This is a genomic window from Motilibacter deserti (assembly GCF_011250635.1).
In the GTDB taxonomy this organism is placed as follows: Bacteria; Actinomycetota; Actinomycetes; order Motilibacterales; family Motilibacteraceae; genus Motilibacter_A; species Motilibacter_A deserti.
On record NZ_JAANNP010000040.1, the window covers coordinates 1 to 15,256 of the forward strand.

Annotated in this window: 13 protein-coding genes and 1 pseudogene; 11 read left to right on the forward strand and 3 right to left on the reverse strand. The window is 73.1% G+C overall.

What is annotated here, in order from left to right; all coding sequences use genetic code 11:
* From G9H71_RS17560 to G9H71_RS17595, 8 genes are all read left to right on the forward strand, one after another.
* Positions 1-1,006 (forward strand): extracellular solute-binding protein (locus G9H71_RS17560; protein ID WP_166284096.1); only part of this gene is annotated, 1,006 nt, incomplete at its 5' end.
* Complete coding sequence (locus G9H71_RS17565; protein ID WP_331273081.1) at positions 1,003-1,950, forward strand: carbohydrate ABC transporter permease; 948 nt, start codon at positions 1,003-1,005, stop codon at positions 1,948-1,950. The genes G9H71_RS17560 and G9H71_RS17565, both read left to right, overlap by 4 nt.
* The gene (locus G9H71_RS17570) at positions 1,947-2,810 is read left to right on the forward strand and encodes a carbohydrate ABC transporter permease (protein ID WP_166284097.1); all 864 of its coding nucleotides are present in this window, start codon (positions 1,947-1,949) and stop codon (positions 2,808-2,810) included. The genes G9H71_RS17565 and G9H71_RS17570 overlap by 4 nt, the downstream gene beginning before the upstream one ends.
* 80 nt (positions 2,811-2,890) lie before the next feature.
* Positions 2,891-4,423, forward strand: a complete 1,533-nt coding sequence (locus G9H71_RS17575) for a S1C family serine protease (protein ID WP_166284098.1) — start codon at positions 2,891-2,893, stop codon at positions 4,421-4,423.
* 108 nt (positions 4,424-4,531) lie between these two features.
* Entirely contained in the window at positions 4,532-5,227 is a 696-nt protein-coding gene (locus G9H71_RS17580) for a response regulator transcription factor (protein ID WP_166284099.1), read from the forward strand.
* A 63-nt stretch (positions 5,228-5,290) separates the two neighbouring features.
* Positions 5,291-6,793, forward strand: a complete 1,503-nt coding sequence (locus G9H71_RS17585; RefSeq protein WP_331273082.1) for a sensor histidine kinase — start codon at positions 5,291-5,293, stop codon at positions 6,791-6,793.
* Between the two features lie 94 nt (positions 6,794-6,887).
* A complete protein-coding gene (locus G9H71_RS17590; RefSeq protein ID WP_166284101.1) occupies positions 6,888-7,517 on the forward strand; it encodes a LysE family transporter in 630 nt (209 codons plus the stop codon).
* Positions 7,518-7,615: 98 nt separating this feature from the next.
* Entirely contained in the window at positions 7,616-7,786 is a 171-nt protein-coding gene (locus G9H71_RS17595; protein WP_166284102.1) for a hypothetical protein, read from the forward strand.
* Positions 7,787-7,938: 152 nt separating this feature from the next.
* Here G9H71_RS17595 and G9H71_RS17600 read toward each other — a convergent pair whose 3' ends face one another.
* Entirely contained in the window at positions 7,939-10,209 is a 2,271-nt protein-coding gene (locus tag G9H71_RS17600) for a PQQ-dependent sugar dehydrogenase (protein ID WP_196792223.1), read from the reverse strand.
* 522 nt (positions 10,210-10,731) lie between these two features.
* On the opposite strand from G9H71_RS17600, the gene G9H71_RS17605 reads away from it, so the two are divergent.
* Positions 10,732-11,709, forward strand: coding sequence for a formylglycine-generating enzyme family protein (locus tag G9H71_RS17605; protein WP_331273083.1), 978 nt, complete (start codon positions 10,732-10,734; stop codon positions 11,707-11,709).
* 32 nt (positions 11,710-11,741) lie between these two features.
* Here G9H71_RS17605 and G9H71_RS17610 read toward each other — a convergent pair whose 3' ends face one another.
* Positions 11,742-12,176, reverse strand: coding sequence for a DUF6069 family protein (locus G9H71_RS17610; protein ID WP_231135009.1), 435 nt, complete (start codon positions 12,174-12,176; stop codon positions 11,742-11,744).
* Between the two features lie 294 nt (positions 12,177-12,470).
* Here G9H71_RS17610 and G9H71_RS17615 point away from each other — a divergent pair, with 294 nt between their 5' ends.
* Positions 12,471-13,148, forward strand: coding sequence for a hypothetical protein (locus G9H71_RS17615; RefSeq protein ID WP_231135010.1), 678 nt, complete (start codon positions 12,471-12,473; stop codon positions 13,146-13,148).
* Positions 13,149-13,223: 75 nt separating this feature from the next.
* A complete protein-coding gene (locus G9H71_RS17620) occupies positions 13,224-14,462 on the forward strand; it encodes a MauE/DoxX family redox-associated membrane protein (RefSeq protein WP_166284104.1) in 1,239 nt (412 codons plus the stop codon).
* 168 nt (positions 14,463-14,630) lie between these two features.
* Here the strand turns inward: G9H71_RS17620 and G9H71_RS17625 are convergent.
* Positions 14,631-15,256: pseudogene (locus tag G9H71_RS17625) on the reverse strand (hypothetical protein); the annotation flags it as partial.

Genomic DNA, 15,256 nt, shown 5'->3' on the forward strand with positions numbered 1-15,256 from the left:
CCGGGTCACCTACACCGACCTCGGCGTCTACAGCAGCCGCAACGCCCTGCTCGACCTGAGCGGCTCGCTGCCCGCGGACTACGCCAGTGGCTTCACCCCCGCGCTCTACGCCGCCGTCTCCCGCGATGACAAGCCCTACGGCGTGCCGCACCACACCGACACGTCGATGGTGCTGGTCAACGACGACGCCGCCGCGGCGGCCGGGCTGGGCACGCTGCCGCAGGCGTACGACGAGGCGTGGACCTGGGACGAGTTCAAGGCGGCGTTGGACAAGCTCAAGGCGGCCGCGAAGCCGAGCACCTACGCCACCGGGCTCAACCTTCAGCTGGCGGGGGCCTACCGCTGGCTCAACTTCGTCGGCCAGGCCGGAGGCCGCCTCCTGGACGAGAGCCTGCGGGCACCGGCCATCGACAGCCCGGCCGGCCTGGAGGCTCTGCGCTTCACCCAGGGCCTCTACTCCGGCGGCTACGTGCCCCGCAGCACCTCGGCCAAGGGCGAGTACGTCGGCGACCTCTTCACGGCGGGGACGCTCGCGTCGGTGGTGGCCGGTGACTTCCTGCTCGCGGACTTCGAGAAGGGCGCGTCCTTCGACTTCAGCGCGACCTTCCTGCCCGTGAAGGAGCAGGCGACGGCGGAGCTCGGCGGCAACGCCCTCGTCGCGGCGGCCGCCACACCGCGCAAGGAGCAGGCGGCGAAGTTCCTGCAGTTCGCGGCGTCCGAGGAGCAGATGGCGAAGTTCTGCGGAGCGACGAGCGTCCTGCCGACGCGCACGTCCATCGACGCCGCCGACATCGACTACGCCGTGCGTCCCGACCTCATGGCGCTGTTTCTCGAGCAGTCGAAGGCGATCACCCCGGAGATCGTGCAGCAGGTCACCGTGCCGGAGTTCAACGAGGTCAACGCGGCGCTCGTCGAGCGCCTCGAGCAGGCCTTCAACGGCGGCCGGGACGCCGCAGAGGTCCTCGCCGGGCTGGCCGGCGACATCGAGCAGGTGTTCGCGTCGTGACGGTGCAGGCGCCGGCCGGCTCGGCCGTGCGCTCGCGACGCGCTCCCGAGCCCCGGAGCGCTCCTGCGCGCCGCCGCCGGCGCCGGGAAGGGGCGACGGCGTACCTGCTCATCGCTCCCAACCTCGTGCTCTTCGCGCTCTTCATGCTGATCCCTCTGCTGCTCACGTTCGTCCTCGGACTGCAGGAGTCGAGCGGCTTCGGCGCGGGGCGCTGGATCGGGCTCGGGAACTACCGGCAGATGGCGTCGGACGACGTGTTCTGGCGGTCCCTCGTGAACACGCTCGTCTTTGCCGGAATCACGGTTCCTGCCTCCCTCGCCCTCGGGCTCGGCCTCGCGCTCCTGCTCAACCGCCCGGTCCGCGGGCGGGCGGCCTTCCGGTCGCTCTTCTACCTGCCCTACGTCATCTCCGGGGTCGTCATCGGCCTCACCGGCGACTGGATGTTCAACGAGAACATCGGAGTCGTCAACAAGATCCTCCGCGTGCTCGGCGGAGACGGCGTCTCCTGGCAGTCGTCGCCGGTGCCGGCGTTCGCCTCGGTCGTCGCGGTGATCGTGTGGACCCACGTCGGCTTCTGCATGGTGATCTACCTCGCAGGCCTGCAGGGCGTCCCCCGCGAGCGCTACGAGGCGGCGAGCGTCGACGGCGCCCAGGGCTGGCAGGTGCTCCGCCACGTCACCCTGCCGGCGCTGCGGCCCACGACGTTCTTCCTCGTCGTGATGATGGTCATCACGACGTTCCAGGTCTTCGACGTGGTCTACGTGCTGACCGGCGGCGGGCCGGGCAACGCGACGCAGATGCTGACCACGTACGCCTACTCCACCGGGTTCGGGTCCCGCCGGCAGGGCTACGCGGCCGCCATCGGTGTCGTGATGTACCTGCTGGTGCTGGCCTTCACCGTCGTGTGGTGGCGGGCTCACAAGCACCAGGAGGCCGAGGCATGAGTGTGCTGTCCACGACTGCCCGCCGGGCGGGACGCGGACGCGGAAGATCGCGAGCGACGACCGCCGGGCGCTTCGCGCTGCTGCTCGTCATCGCCGTGATCATGGCGTTCCCGCTCTTCTGGATGGCGCTCACCGCGGTGTCGCCCGAACGCGACCTCGCCGGCCCGGACCTGCGGTTCTGGCCGTCCTCCCTCGAGCTGGGCAACTTCTCGCGGGCGTGGAACGCGCTGCCGTTCTCCACGTGGTTCGTCAACTCGGTGGCGATCGCGGTCGTCGCGGTGGTGCTGACCGTCAGCATCAACCTGGTGGCCGGGTTCGTGCTCGCGAAGATGCGGTTCACCGGGCGCAACGTGGTCCTGCTCGTCATCGTCAGCACGCTCATGATCCCGGTCCAGGTGGTCATGGTCCCGCAGTTCCGCATCGTCGCCGAGCTGGGCTGGGTCAACTCCTACTGGGCCGTGATCATCCCGCGCGCCGCCGAGGCGTTCGGGATCTTCCTGGCGCGCCAGTTCATGCTCGCCATTCCGGACGAGCTGATCGACGCGGCCAAGGTCGACGGCGCGGGCACCCTGCGCATCCTGCGCAGCGTCATCCTGCCGCTCTGCAAACCGCTCATCGCGGTCCTCGTGATCTTCACGTTCATGTACCGCTGGAACGAGTTCGCCTGGCCCTTGATCGTCCTCAAGGACCAGGACCTCTACACGCTGCCCATCGGCCTGACCTTCCTGCAGGGGCAGTACACGACGGACTACTCAGGCCTCATGGCCATGGCCCTGGTGTCCGCCCTGCCGATGCTCGTCGTGTTCCTGGTCTTCCAGCGCTACCTCGTCCAGGGCATCGCGACGACCGGCCTCAAGTGACTCCTCCTGGGCGAACGCCCCACAGGGAACTCACAGGTGGCGTCCAGGGCCGTTGCAGCGCCCCGGCCGAACGTAGAGGCATGACCGAGACGCACACCGACCCCACCACCCGCTCGCAGCCGTACGACGGCGACTCGCACGGCCCTGACTTCGAGGTCCCCGCCTCGTACTCCTCGGGTGCCACGCAGAGCAGTGGTGCCTGGTGGGCGGGCCCGGACGGCCGCGCCACGCAGGAGGCCCCCGCCGCCTCCTCCGCCCCGGCCGAGCAGGCCTCCTCGCCGTACGCGGCCCCCACCGGGTCCCTCGGATACGGCAGCAGCTACGACACCGGCTACGGCCAGGCGCCCGGCTACGGCACGCCGAGCTACGGCGCCACGCAGTCCGCGTACGCCCCGGCGTACGACCCGTTCGCGCCGCCGACGCAGCCGCCGGCGCCCGAGCAGCCGGCCACCGCGAAGGGCGGGCCCGCGTGGGGCCGCCGGGCGGGCGCGCTCGCGCTCGTCCTGGCCGTCGCGCTCGGCAGCGGCACGGCGGGCGCCGCGATCTCGCAGGCGTTCGACGACGACGCCGCCCCGGTGGCCGCGGCCGCCGCGCCGGCCACCACGGGCAGCTCCACCTCGACCACGACGACGGCGCCCACCCAGTCGCTCGCCCAGGTGGCGGCGAAGGTGACGCCGAGCGTCGTCTCGGTCAGCTTCACCAGCTCGGCCGGCCAGGGCGAGGGCTCCGGCGTGGTCCTGACCGCGGACGGCCAGATCCTGACCAACAACCACGTCGTCGCGGCGGCGGCGAACGGCGGCGAGATCACGGTCAAGTTCGCCGATGGCAAGACGGCCAAGGCCTCGATCCTCGGCCGGGACCCCTCGACCGACCTCGCGGTCATCAAGGCGCAGAACGTCTCCGGGCTGACCCCCGCGACGATCGGCAAGAGCTCGGACCTGCACGTGGGCGACACGGTCCTCGCGATCGGCAACCCGCTCGGCCTCGAGGGCTCGGTGTCGGCCGGCATCGTCTCCGCGCTCGGCCGCAGCGTCCAGATTCCCGCCGAGGAGGAGCAGCAGCAGCCGGACTCGATGTTCCCGGGCCAGGGGCAGCTGCCGCAGACGTCGACGGGCAGCGGTGGCACGACGCTCAAGGGCGCGATCCAGACCGACGCCGCCGTCAACCCCGGCAACTCCGGCGGCGCGCTGGTCGACGCCGCGGGCCGCGTCGTCGGCATCAACAGCGCGATCGCCTCGCTCTCCAGCGGCTCCGGTGAGTCCGGGAGCATCGGCGTCGGCTTCGCGATCCCGATCGACACGGCCATGAAGGTCGCCGAGCAGCTCGCCAAGGGCGAGACCGTCCAGCACCCGATCCTCGGCGTGACGATCACCGACGCCACCAACGGCAGCGCCGGGGCGCAGATCGGCACCGTCACCAACGGCAGCGGAGCGGCGGAGGCCGGCCTGCAGTCCGGCGACATCATCACCTCGGTCGACGGCAGCTCGATCACGGACTCCGACGACCTCACCGCCACCATCTCCACCCACTCCGTCGGCGACCAGGTCACTGTCACCTACACCCGCGACGGCCAGACCAGGACCGCGACCGTCACGCTCGGCTCGTCCGACTGACCTCGTGCTTCGCGCCCGCGGCCTGCCATCCCCCATCCTGGGAAGGAAGGCCGCGGGCGCCGCTATGCACACAGGGCGAACCCGACCGACGTGGTGAAGGAGACGACGATGGCTGCCGAGGCCCGGCTGCTCGTGGTGGACGACGAGCCCAACATCCGCGAGCTGCTGTCCGCGAGCCTGCGGTTCGCCGGCTTCGACGTGACGACCGCCGCCGACGGGCAGCAGGCGCTGAGCCTCGCCGAGTCCGCACGGCCCGACCTCGTCGTGCTCGACGTGATGATGCCGGGGCTGGACGGCTTCGGGGTGCTGCGCCGGATGCGGGAGAACGGCTCCCGCGTCCCCGTCGTGCTGCTGACGGCGAAAGACGCCACCGAGGACAAGATCGGCGGCCTGACGCTCGGCGCCGACGACTACGTCACCAAGCCCTTCAGCCTGGAGGAGGTCGTCGCCCGCATCCGCGCCGTCCTCCGCCGCGCCGGCGAGGCGGCCCCGGCCGACACCGCGCGGCTGACGTTCGCCGACATCGAGCTGGACGAGGAGACCCACGAGGTCCACAAGAACGGCGAGCTGGTGCCGCTCTCGCCGACCGAGTTCAAGCTGCTCCGCTACTTCCTGCAGAACCCGGGCCGCGTCCTGAGCAAGGCGCAGATCCTCGACGCCGTCTGGAACTACGACTTCGGCGGGGACGCCAACGTCGTCGAGTCCTACGTGTCCTACCTGCGGCGCAAGGTCGACACCACCGAGCCCCGCCTGCTGCACACGCTGCGCGGCGTCGGCTACGTCCTGCGCCTTCCTCGAGCCTGACGCATGGGCCCGGTGGCTGCACTGCAGCAGCTCAATGCACGTACCCCGCTTCGGGTACGTCTGGTGGCGGCGCTGCTCGCGCTGGTGACCGTCGCGCTCGTGGTGACCGGCTTCGTGGCGACCTCGCTGCTGCGCAGCTCGCTGGAGGGTCGCGTCGACGAGCAACTGCGTAGCGACGCGCCCAAGGTCGTCGACGCCTTCCGCGACATCGGCGGGCGCCCCGGGCCGCAGTACTCGATCTACGTCGTCCGCTTCAACCAGCCCGACGGAGCGCAGGCAGACATCATCCTCGGCCGGTCGCCCACGGAGCCGGACCTGCCGGACGTGACCACGAGCCAGGCTGACGTCCGGGACGGCGACCTCTTCACGGTCTCGACCAAGGAGGAGAGTGGCAGCTGGCGTGCGACCGTCGTCCCGCTCGGCGGGCAGTACCTTCTCCGCACCCGCGACGGTGACGCGGTCCCCGTGTCGAGCGCGACGGTGGCTATCAGCCTCGGCGACATCGACGACACGTTGAAGCGGCTCCGGCTCATCGAGCTCTTCGTCGGCTTCGCCGTCCTCGCAGCGCTGGGGCTGCTCGGCTACTTCGTCGTCCGCTCCTCCCTGAAGCCGCTGACCGACGTGGAGCAGGCGGCACAGGCCATCGCAGCCGGCGACCTCTCACGACGCGTACGCGAGAGCGACCCCCGCACCGAGGTCGGCCGGCTCTCCCGCACCTTCAACTCGATGATCGCGCAAGTGGAAGCAGCATTCCGGAGTCGCGCTGCGTCCGAGGCGAGCGCCCGGTCCTCGGAGGAGCGCATGCGCCGCTTCGTCGGGGACGCGAGCCACGAGCTGCGCACGCCGCTGACGTCCATCCGCGGGTTCGCCGAGCTCTATCGCCAGGGCGCGGTGCAGGAGCGCTCGGACGTGGACATGGTGATGCGCCGCATCGAGGACGAGGCGCAGCGCATGGGCGGCCTGGTCGAGGACATGCTGCTGCTCGCGCGGCTGGACCAGCAGCGCCCGCTGGAGCGCAGCCGGGTGCACCTGGCGACGCTGGCCGGCGACGCGGTGCTCGACGCCGGTGCCATGGACCCGGAGCGGCCGGTCGCGCTGGAGACCGTCGGTGACGACCCCTCCCCGGTGGTCCTGGGCGACGACGGCCGGCTGCGGCAGGTGCTGGGCAACCTGGTGCGCAACGCGCTCGTCCACACGCCGGCCGGGACTCCCGTCACCGTGCGGGTGGGCACGACCGACGTGGCCGGGAGCCGCTGGGCACTGCTGGAGGTCCGGGACGAGGGCCCGGGCCTTCCTCCCGAGGACGCGGCGCGCGTCTTCGAGCGGTTCTACCGCGCGGACTCCTCGCGTACCCGGGCCGCCGGCGGCACCGGGCTAGGGCTGTCCATCGTCGCCGCGCTCGTGGCGGCCCACGGCGGCACGGTCGGCGTCGACACGGCGCCAGGGGCGGGCGCGACGTTCCGCGTCCTGCTCCCGCTGGCCGGGAGCGAGGGCCGGCCGGAGATACCCGAGGACGAGATAAAGGGCTTGCCCGGCGCCACCGCGCCCTCCACGCTCTCCTCATGACCACTCCCGCCACCCCGCTGCCGCCGACGACGACCCCGGTCGCGGCGACGCAGCAGCGGCCCAGCCCCCGGCGGGAGCGGCCAGCACGCCTGCCGTGACCGCGGCGCTGCTGGCCGGTCTCGTCGCGGGCTACGGCATCGCCGTCCCGGTCGGCGCGGTCGGGGCCTACCTGGTGACGCTCACGGCGCGCACCTGCCTGCTCGTCGGCGTCTGCGCGGCGCTGGGGGTCGCCACCGCCGATCTCCTGTACGCGGCGGCGGCCGTGACCGGCGGCGGCGCGGCGGCCGGCGCGGTCCGGCCGGCCGCCCCCGCGATGGAGCTCGGCTTCGGCCTCGTGCTGCTCGCCCTGGCGCTCTCGACGGCCGTCAGGGCGCTGCGCGCCCGGCGGGCGGCACCGGACGCCCTCCGGGCCGCAGAGCCGGCTGCGGTGCTCTCGCCGCCGAGGGCGTACGCCGGGCTGCTCGGCATCACGCTGCTGAACCCGACCACGGTCGTCTACTTCACCGCGCTGGTGGTGGGGGGCGCCGCCGCCTCCCTCGACGGGCCGGCCGAGGGGACGGCTTTCGTCCTGGCGGCGTTCGCGGCGTCCGCGAGCTGGCAGCTCCTGCTCGTCGGCGGGGGCAGCGTGCTCGGGCGGGCGGTGAGCGGGCCACGCGGCCAGCTGCTGACCGCACTGGCCGCGAGCCTCGTCATCGGCGCCCAGGCGGTGGCCCTGCTGGCCTGACGGGGGGTCGGTCCCGCGGCCATGGGCAAACGGCCAGGGCGGCGCTACTGTCCGCCCATGGGACGCTCTTCCCGCACCGCAGCGGACGGGCGACGTCGATGAGGCTGCCCGGGCACACGAGCGGCATCGTCGCCTCGACGGTCGCCCTCGCCTGCCTGGCCGTCGTCGCCTACCGCGCCGACGACGTCGCGAGCCGCGTCGTCTTCCTCGTCGGCGCCCTGGCGACCCTCGTGGCGGTGCTCGCGTTCCTGGCGGACCTGCGCGACTGAGCCGAGCCCGCCTCCTAGCACCACGGGCCGCGCTCGCTGCTGCCGGGCCGCGACACACGTGAAGCGGGGCGCCACCGCTGCGGTGGCGCCCCGCTCCCCTCCCTGACCGTCAGGCCGAGGGGCTGTCGTCAGCCCGCTGGCCTACAGCGTCATCACGGGTTGGTGCCTGTCGGCGGCCGGATGATCGTCTGGGTGCTGCCGGTCTGCGCAGGCTGCCCACCAGGCGGGTTGTCGGTGTACTGCGCCACGAACACCGCGGCGATGTTGCCGGAAGTGGCGTGCGCGCTGTCCAGCGGCGGCGTCTGGATCGTGCCGGTGCAGCCCGCCGTGGAGTTCTGCGGGTGCCCGTGCGCGTCGTGGCCGAGGATGTAGGCCACCTGGACACGGGTGCAGTCGACCGGCTGGTCGTCGTTCACGGTGACGGTGAACTGCACGGCGTCGCCGAAGCGGAAGTTGTTGTTGGTCAACGGGGCTCCCGCGGCCGTGCGCAGCTGCAGCTGCACGGTCGGCGGCGCGTTGCCGACGCGTACGCGGACCGAGCTGGACGCCCAGCGGCCCGTGCGGTCGGTCACCTTCAGCGTCGCGTCGTAGATGCCGAGCGCGGCGTAGGTGTAGGTGGGGTTGGCGCCGGTGGAGTCGAAGACGCCGTCAGCGTTGAAGTCCCACTGGTACTGCAGGCGGTCGCCATCGGGGTCGCTCGTGCCCGCGCTGGAGAACGTCACCGTCAGCGGGGCGGTCGGCGACTGCGACGGCTGCGCCGCGACGCGTACGGTCGGGGTGCGGTTGCCGCGGGTGTAGTCGATGCGCGCCAGCTGCGCCTCGGGGTTCTCCGAGAAGTAGCCGTCGCCGTAGTCGAGGACGTAGAGCGCGCCGTCAGGGCCGAACTCCATGTCCATCGGGTTGTCGACGAGGCCGACCGGGCCGACGTTGCGGATGTCTATCAGGTCGCCGCGGCTGTTGATCCGCATCTCCTTGATGTAGTCGCGGCTCCACTCGTAGAACAGGGCCGCGTCGTCGTAGTACTCCGGCCACTTGACCTGCGAGGGGTTCGACCGGCTGAAGTGGTACATCGGGCCGCCCATGGGGCTGACGCCGTTGCCGCCGACCGTGGTGCCGTTGGGGCCGGTGAACGGCGTGACCCCGTTGACCTCCGGGAAGAGCGCGCTGTTGCCGTAGTCGTACCAGACCTGCGGCTGCTGGACCGGGGGCAGGACGCGCTGGCCCTGGTAGGTGATCTGCGTGCTGCCGGAGGAGATGTTGGCGTTCCACGCGGAGTCGTTGACCGGCGCGCCGCAGTTGAACCACTCACCCGGCGTGCCCTGGGTGCCGGTCGGGGAGCCCACCGGCGGGAACGTGTAGTCGCGGTAGGGGATGTCGGGCGCCATGCAGTAGGGCCAGCCGTAGTTCGCCGGCCCGGTGATGACCATCCACCGGCCGAGGCCCTGCGGGCCGCGGTTCGCGTTCGGGTTCGGGGCGTCGGGCGAGTAGTCACCGAGCAGGATCTGGTCGGTCTCGCGGTCGATGCTGAAGCGGAACGGGTTGCGCAGGCCCATCACGTAGATCTCGGGCCGGGTGTTCGGCTCCCCCTGGTCGAAGAGGTTGCCCTCGGGCACGGTGTAGCCGCCGTTCGCCCCGACGCGGATGCGCAGCACCTTGCCGCGCAGGTCGTTCGTGTTGCCGGACGTGCGCCGGGCGTCGAGGCCGGGGTTCTGGTACGGCGTCGCGGCGATCCCCGTCGGGTTGTCGTTGATCGGGGTGTAGCCCTCGGAGAAGAACGGGTTCGTGTCGTCACCCGTCGACAGGTAGAGGTTGCCCTCGCTGTCGAAGTCGATCTTGCCGCCGACGTGGCAGCAGAGGCCGCGGTCGGTCTCGACATCGATGATCTTCTGCTCGCTGCCGAAGTCGAGCGTGTTGCCCGTCATCTTGAACCGCGAGAGGCGGAGCACCCCACGGAAGCGGGCGAAGTCGGCGAGGGTCCCCATCATCGGCGCGTCGCCTTCGTTGAACAACGGCGTGCTCGGGTCGTCGAGCGGGGTGTTCAACGCGGGCGAGTAGTAGACGTAGACCCAACGGTTCTCGGCGAAGTTCGGGTCGACGGCGATGCCCTGCAGGCCCTCTTCGTCGTGCTGGTAGAGCCCGGCCGGGGCGTCGCGGAAGTCCGCGACGAGGGTGTTGAGCCCCGTCCGGGGGTCGTTGACCCGCAGCTGCCCCGTGCGGGCGCTGTGCAGGACGCGGCGGTCGGGAAGGACGGCGAGCGCCATGGGCTCGCCGGGGTCCTCGTTCAGCGGGACCCGCTGGAAGTCTGCGGCGGGAGGCATCGGCCGGGTGGCCGGGCCGCGTACGGCATTGGCGGTGGTGGGCGCGGCGATGGCCGCAGCTCCGAGGGTGACTGCTGCGCCGGCTAGAGCGACTGCTCTGCGCATGAGCACTATTTCCTTTCGTTGATCTTCGTCGACCAACACGCGAGCGCCGGAGGCTTCGAGCGCGTCCGGCGGGGCGGCCTGGCGAGGGCCCACCTCCTCCTTCCCGGCGACGCCAGACCCGGGGTACAGGGGGGACATTAACCCTCATGTCAACCCGATCAACTAATCCCGGCAGCAGGGTGCGCTGGCGGAGCGGAAACGATTGCTGTGCGCCGCCGGAAGCGTCGTCTGCGTGAGCAGATGCTTCCGTGAACTAACCGTTTCCCCGATGCAGAACGGCGCCTCGCAGGGCCTCCTGCAGGCCGGCGTTCTCACGACGTGGACCGCGAGGACGGTGGTATTGCGCCCGCCTCCACGCACCACCTAACGTTCCCGCCCGGGGGGCTCTTTGCGCGGAAGGTAACGTCCCTTGGCCACGCAGCGTCGGGCGGACGATGTCGTGCCGGTCGCTCGTGCCCCGGGAGGCCCCGCACGGTCGCCGACCTCGACGGGCCCTCACGTCTGCGGCCGTACCGTGGTCGCGTGAGCGACTGCTGCGGGCCCTCGGCGGCCGCCTCCCTCGACCCGACGCGCGAGGTGAGCCGCCCGCTGCCCTTCGACGTCCCGACGCGCGCTGCCAAGGACGTGGCACGCGGCATGGTCCGGATCGCCGGCGGCGGCTTCCTCATGGGCGGCGACGACCCGGACCAGTTCCCCGCCGACGGCGAGGGCCCGGTGCGCCGCGTGCAGCTGGGGGCGTACCTCATCGACGCCACGTCGGTGACGAACGCGCAGTACGCGACGTTCGTCAAGGCGACGGGCTACGTCACGGACGCCGAGCGCTACGGGTGGTCGTTCGTCTTCCACCTGCTGCTCGGGCCGGGAGCCGCTCCCCACGTCATGGAGGGGGCCGTGCCCGGGGCGCCCTGGTGGCGGGCGGTGCGCGGCGCGTCCTGGCGCCACCCCGAGGGCCCGGGGTCCGACGCGTCGTCGCGGCAGAACCACCCGGTGACGCACGTGTCGTGGCACGACGCCGCGGCCTACGCCGCGTGGGCGGGCAAGCGCCTGCCCACGGAGGCCGAGTGGGAGATGGCGGCACGGGGCGGCCTGGAGCAGGCGAGGTTCCCGTGGGGTGACGAGCTGACGCCCCGCGGTCAGCACCGCTGCAACATCTGGCAGGGGACCTTCCCGACCGTCAACACGCAGGAGGACGGATACGTCGGGACGGCGCCGGTGAAGGCGTACCGGCCCAACGCGTTCGGCCTGCACAACACGTCGGGCAACGTGTGGGAGTGGTGCGCGGACTGGTGGAGCACGACGTGGCACGCGGCGGAGCGGCCCGAGACCCGGCAGGACCCGCAAGGCCCCCCGACAGGTGAAGCACGGGTCGTGCGTGGTGGCTCGTACCTGTGCCACGCGTCCTACTGCAACCGCTACCGCGTCGCCGCCCGCACCTCGAACACCCCCGACTCGACCACGGGGCACATGGGCTTCCGCTGCGCCGCCGACGTCGCCGGCTGACCCTCGACGGATCCGTCCAGCGGGTCGTGCCGTCAGGCGCGCAGACGTCGGGCCAGGGCGGGGATGACGATGGCCGCGGCGACGAGATGGGTGGCCACGAGCAGCGCGCGCGTCGACCAAGCGGCGTCGGCCGTGAGGCTCGGGAGCAGGGAGAGCGCCGTCAGCGCGACGGTCGCGGTGAGGAACGCCCTCCTCGGGCGCGCGGCCCAGCGCGCCAGCGCGGCGGCGAGCGCGAGCCCGACCAGTGAGAACAACGCGGTGAGGACGGCGAAGCCCGAGACCGGGATCGGCTCTCCCGAAACCTCCCGGCTGACCCCGGCGGCGGACGCGAGAGCTGCGGTGGCTGCCGTCGCGGCGCTGGCGACGGCGATCGCGGCGATCCCGGTGCCGAGGAAGGGCAGCCACTGCGGACGGGCGGTCGTGCGGTCGTGCGTGGGGGCGGCGGTCGTGGCGGCGGTGGTGGCCATGGCGGGCTCCTCGGACGGTGGCCGGCGAGTTCCGGCCGCTGCCTGTACGACGACGCGGTTGCGCCGGACTCATCGCCGCGTCGGAGGGGGCAGTGCTCCGGCTCGATGTGGGCCCCGCGCTCGCGACGTCCTTCGCGCTCGAGGCCGCCGGCTGTGCGCAGCAGGCGGGTCCTGCGTCGTGGCGCCACGCCGGGAGCGCCCCGCCGGGCTCGCTCGTTGGGACAAGCCGGAGGTCCCTGGACCCGCCGCGGGGCGGCGGCGATGCTGGGCCGGGCGGCGGTGAGAGAGGCGGGCGTGCAGGGCGAAGCGGCGGCGCGAGGCAGCTCCGGCGCGCTGCTCGCTGCCGTCACCGCCGCGTACGCCACCGGCAGCTTCGTCTCGCTGCGCGCGGACAGCGCGGGCGACGCACCGGCTCCGGCCGCGCTCGTCGTCGGCGGGCTGGTGCTCGGACTGCTGCTCTGGCCGCTCGCCGCGCGCACGACCCGGGTCGTGACGCTCACCGCCGTGCTCGCCGCGGCGCAGATCGGCGCCTCCACCGTGACTCTCGCCGCAAGCGGCTCACTCGCCGTGCACGGCGCCCGCGGCATCGTGTGCTGCCCGCCGACGCCGACCTCGAGCTCCGGCCCGTTCGCCGCGCTCACCGCCCAGGCCGGGTGGTGGCTCTTCGCCGCCCAGATGCTCGCGTGCCTGCTGCTCGCGCTGCTGCTACGGGGCGCACGCCAGCTCGTCGACACCGCCCTCGACGCACTGCTCGACGTGCGCGAGCTGCTCGGCGCGCCGCTGCGCGGGCTGCTCGCCGCGCTCCGGGCGATCGTCCCCGCCGTCCCCGTGGGCCCGGCACCGCGCAGGTGGGAGCGGGCGGATTCGCCCCCGCTCGCCGGCCTCGTGCTGGCGCGCACCACCGCGCGCCGCGGGCCCCCGGCCCGGCCGGCGCGCTCGCGCGCCCACCCGGCCCCTCTCGTCCTGGCCTGACGGCGGGCGTCCCCGCGACACGGGGGCCCGCCGCGGCCCTCCCTTGTCCGGAGATTCCTGATGTCTCGTTCTGCCATGTCGGCTCCGCCGACGTCCACGCCCCTGACCGACGCGCCATCCGCTCCGGGCGGAGTGCGCCCGGCGCTCGAGTGGGCCGCGGTCCCGGCCCGCCTGCTGCTCGCGGGCGTCCTGGGCTACGCCGCCCTGAGCAAGATCGGTGACCCCGCCGCCACCGTCCGTGCCGTCCGCGCCTATGACCTGCTCCCCGACGGCCTCGCCACCGTCGTCGGCCATGGCCTCCCGGCCTTCGAGCTCGCCCTCGCCGCCCTCCTGCTCGCCGGGGTCGCGCTCCGGCTCACCGCGACCGTCACCGCCGTCCTGCTCGGCGTGTTCCTCGCCGGCATCGTCAGCGCCGCCGCCCGCGGATTGGCGATCGACTGCGGCTGCTTCGGGGGTGGCGGGCCGACGGACGACCCGGCGTACGCCTCGGAGATCGTCCGCGACTCGCTGCTGCTCGCCGTCGCGGTCGGGCTCGCCGTCCTCGGCACGTCCCGGCTGGCGGCCGTCCCGCGGGCACCCTTGGCCCCGCAGGCGCCCCCGGCCGGCTCGCCACGCACGGTTGCGCGGCGGGCCCAGGTCGAGCGCACGCGCTACGAGGCCGCGCTCGGGCGGCACCGGGGCCGCGTACGCCTCGTCGGCCTGGGCGCGGCCGCCGCCCTGGTCGTGGCCCCGCTCACCGGCATCGCGGTCGCCGAGGCGACCAAGCCCGCACCGCCGGTCGTCGTCCCCGCCGCGGCCACGGCCTCCGGCGGCATCGCCGTCGGATCGCCGTCCGCGCCGCGCACCCTGGTCGTGTTCGAGGACCCGCAGTGCCCCTACTGCGGCGAGCTGGAGCGCGGCGACTCGGCCAAGGCGATCGCGGCGGCCGTCGACGCGGGGGCGCTGCGCGTGGAGTACCGCCTGCGCAGCTTCCTCGGGGAAGAGTCGGTGCGCGCGGTGTCAGCCCTGGCCGCCGCGTCCGACGAGGGCAAGTTCCTCGAGCTCCACGCGGCGGTCTACGCGAGCCAGCCAGAGGAGCGCACCGGCGGCTACACGACCGACGACCTGCTCGAGCTGGGCCGGAGCGTCGGCCTGACGAGCGACAGGTTCGTGCAGGCCGTGCGGACCGAGAAGTACGCCGGCTGGGCGCGCCAGGCCGACGACCGCGCGAGCCGCGACGGCAACACCAGCACGCCGGAGCTGCGGCTCGACGGCAAGGTCGTGGACGCGGACACGATGTTCGACGCCGCTGCGCTGACGGCCCTGCTGGCCTGAGCACGGACAGCGCTGCGCGCGTGCGGGCGTGCGCAGCGCTTCCCGGGCGCACGGTGTGGTTCGTTGACTTCCGCGGTGTCAGCGGCACTTCCGCGGTGTCCTGACACCGCGAAAGAGCACCCGGCGCCGCGAAAGAGCGCCCTGCGCCGCGCAGTGGACGACCACCGCTCAGGACGCCCGTGCCCGGCGCGCGCGGGCGAGAGCGGCGTCGACCTTGCGTCGCACCGCCTCCGGGTCGAACAGGTCACGCCACTCGAGCCGGACGACTTGCCAGCCGGCGTCCTCCAGGTCCTGCTCACGGCGCTTCTCCGCCCGGAGGACGTCGGCCGGCTCCCGGCCCCGGAGCAGGTGCGGGTCGGCGTACTTCACCCGGCCGTCGAACTCCACGACGACGAGGCCGTCGACGAGGAGGTCCACGCGGTAGCGCTGCCCGCTGGACCCTCGCAGGTGGGCCTGCGGCTCGACGTGCCCGTAGCCGAGGGCGATGAGGAGCACGCGGGCCAGCGACTCCCCCGCGGACTCCGCCCGGCCGTCGGCCAGCTGCAGGACCCGCCGGGCGGAGGCGATGCCAGGCCACCGCCGCATGGCGTCGGCCGCGGAGGCGAGCGCCTGCACCGACGTGCCACGCGCGGCCAGCGGTGCGTCCGCGACCACGACTGCGTGCTCGAGCGGCAGCACCCGCGCCACGTCGAGCACGGTCCGGGTCAGACTCGTGCGGGCCAAGCCGTCACGCCCGAGCTCGGTAGCTCCGCGAGGAAGGGCCGCTACGACGAGCCGGAAGCCCTCGCGCTCCA

Bases quoted from the DNA above. Each gene is read 5' to 3' on its own strand.
- G9H71_RS17570 (WP_166284097.1), top strand. From the start codon at position 1,947: ATGAGTGTGCTGTCCACGACTGCCCGCCGGGCGGGACGCGGACGCGGA.
- G9H71_RS17600 (WP_196792223.1), bottom strand. From the start codon at position 10,209: ATGCGCAGAGCAGTCGCTCTAGCCGGCGCAGCAGTCACCCTCGGAGCT.
- G9H71_RS17620 (WP_166284104.1), top strand. From the start codon at position 13,224: ATGTCGGCTCCGCCGACGTCCACGCCCCTGACCGACGCGCCATCCGCT.
- G9H71_RS17595 (WP_166284102.1), top strand. From the start codon at position 7,616: ATGAGGCTGCCCGGGCACACGAGCGGCATCGTCGCCTCGACGGTCGCC.
- G9H71_RS17580 (WP_166284099.1), top strand. From the start codon at position 4,532: ATGGCTGCCGAGGCCCGGCTGCTCGTGGTGGACGACGAGCCCAACATC.
- G9H71_RS17575 (WP_166284098.1), top strand. From the start codon at position 2,891: ATGACCGAGACGCACACCGACCCCACCACCCGCTCGCAGCCGTACGAC.
- G9H71_RS17610 (WP_231135009.1), bottom strand. From the start codon at position 12,176: ATGGCCACCACCGCCGCCACGACCGCCGCCCCCACGCACGACCGCACG.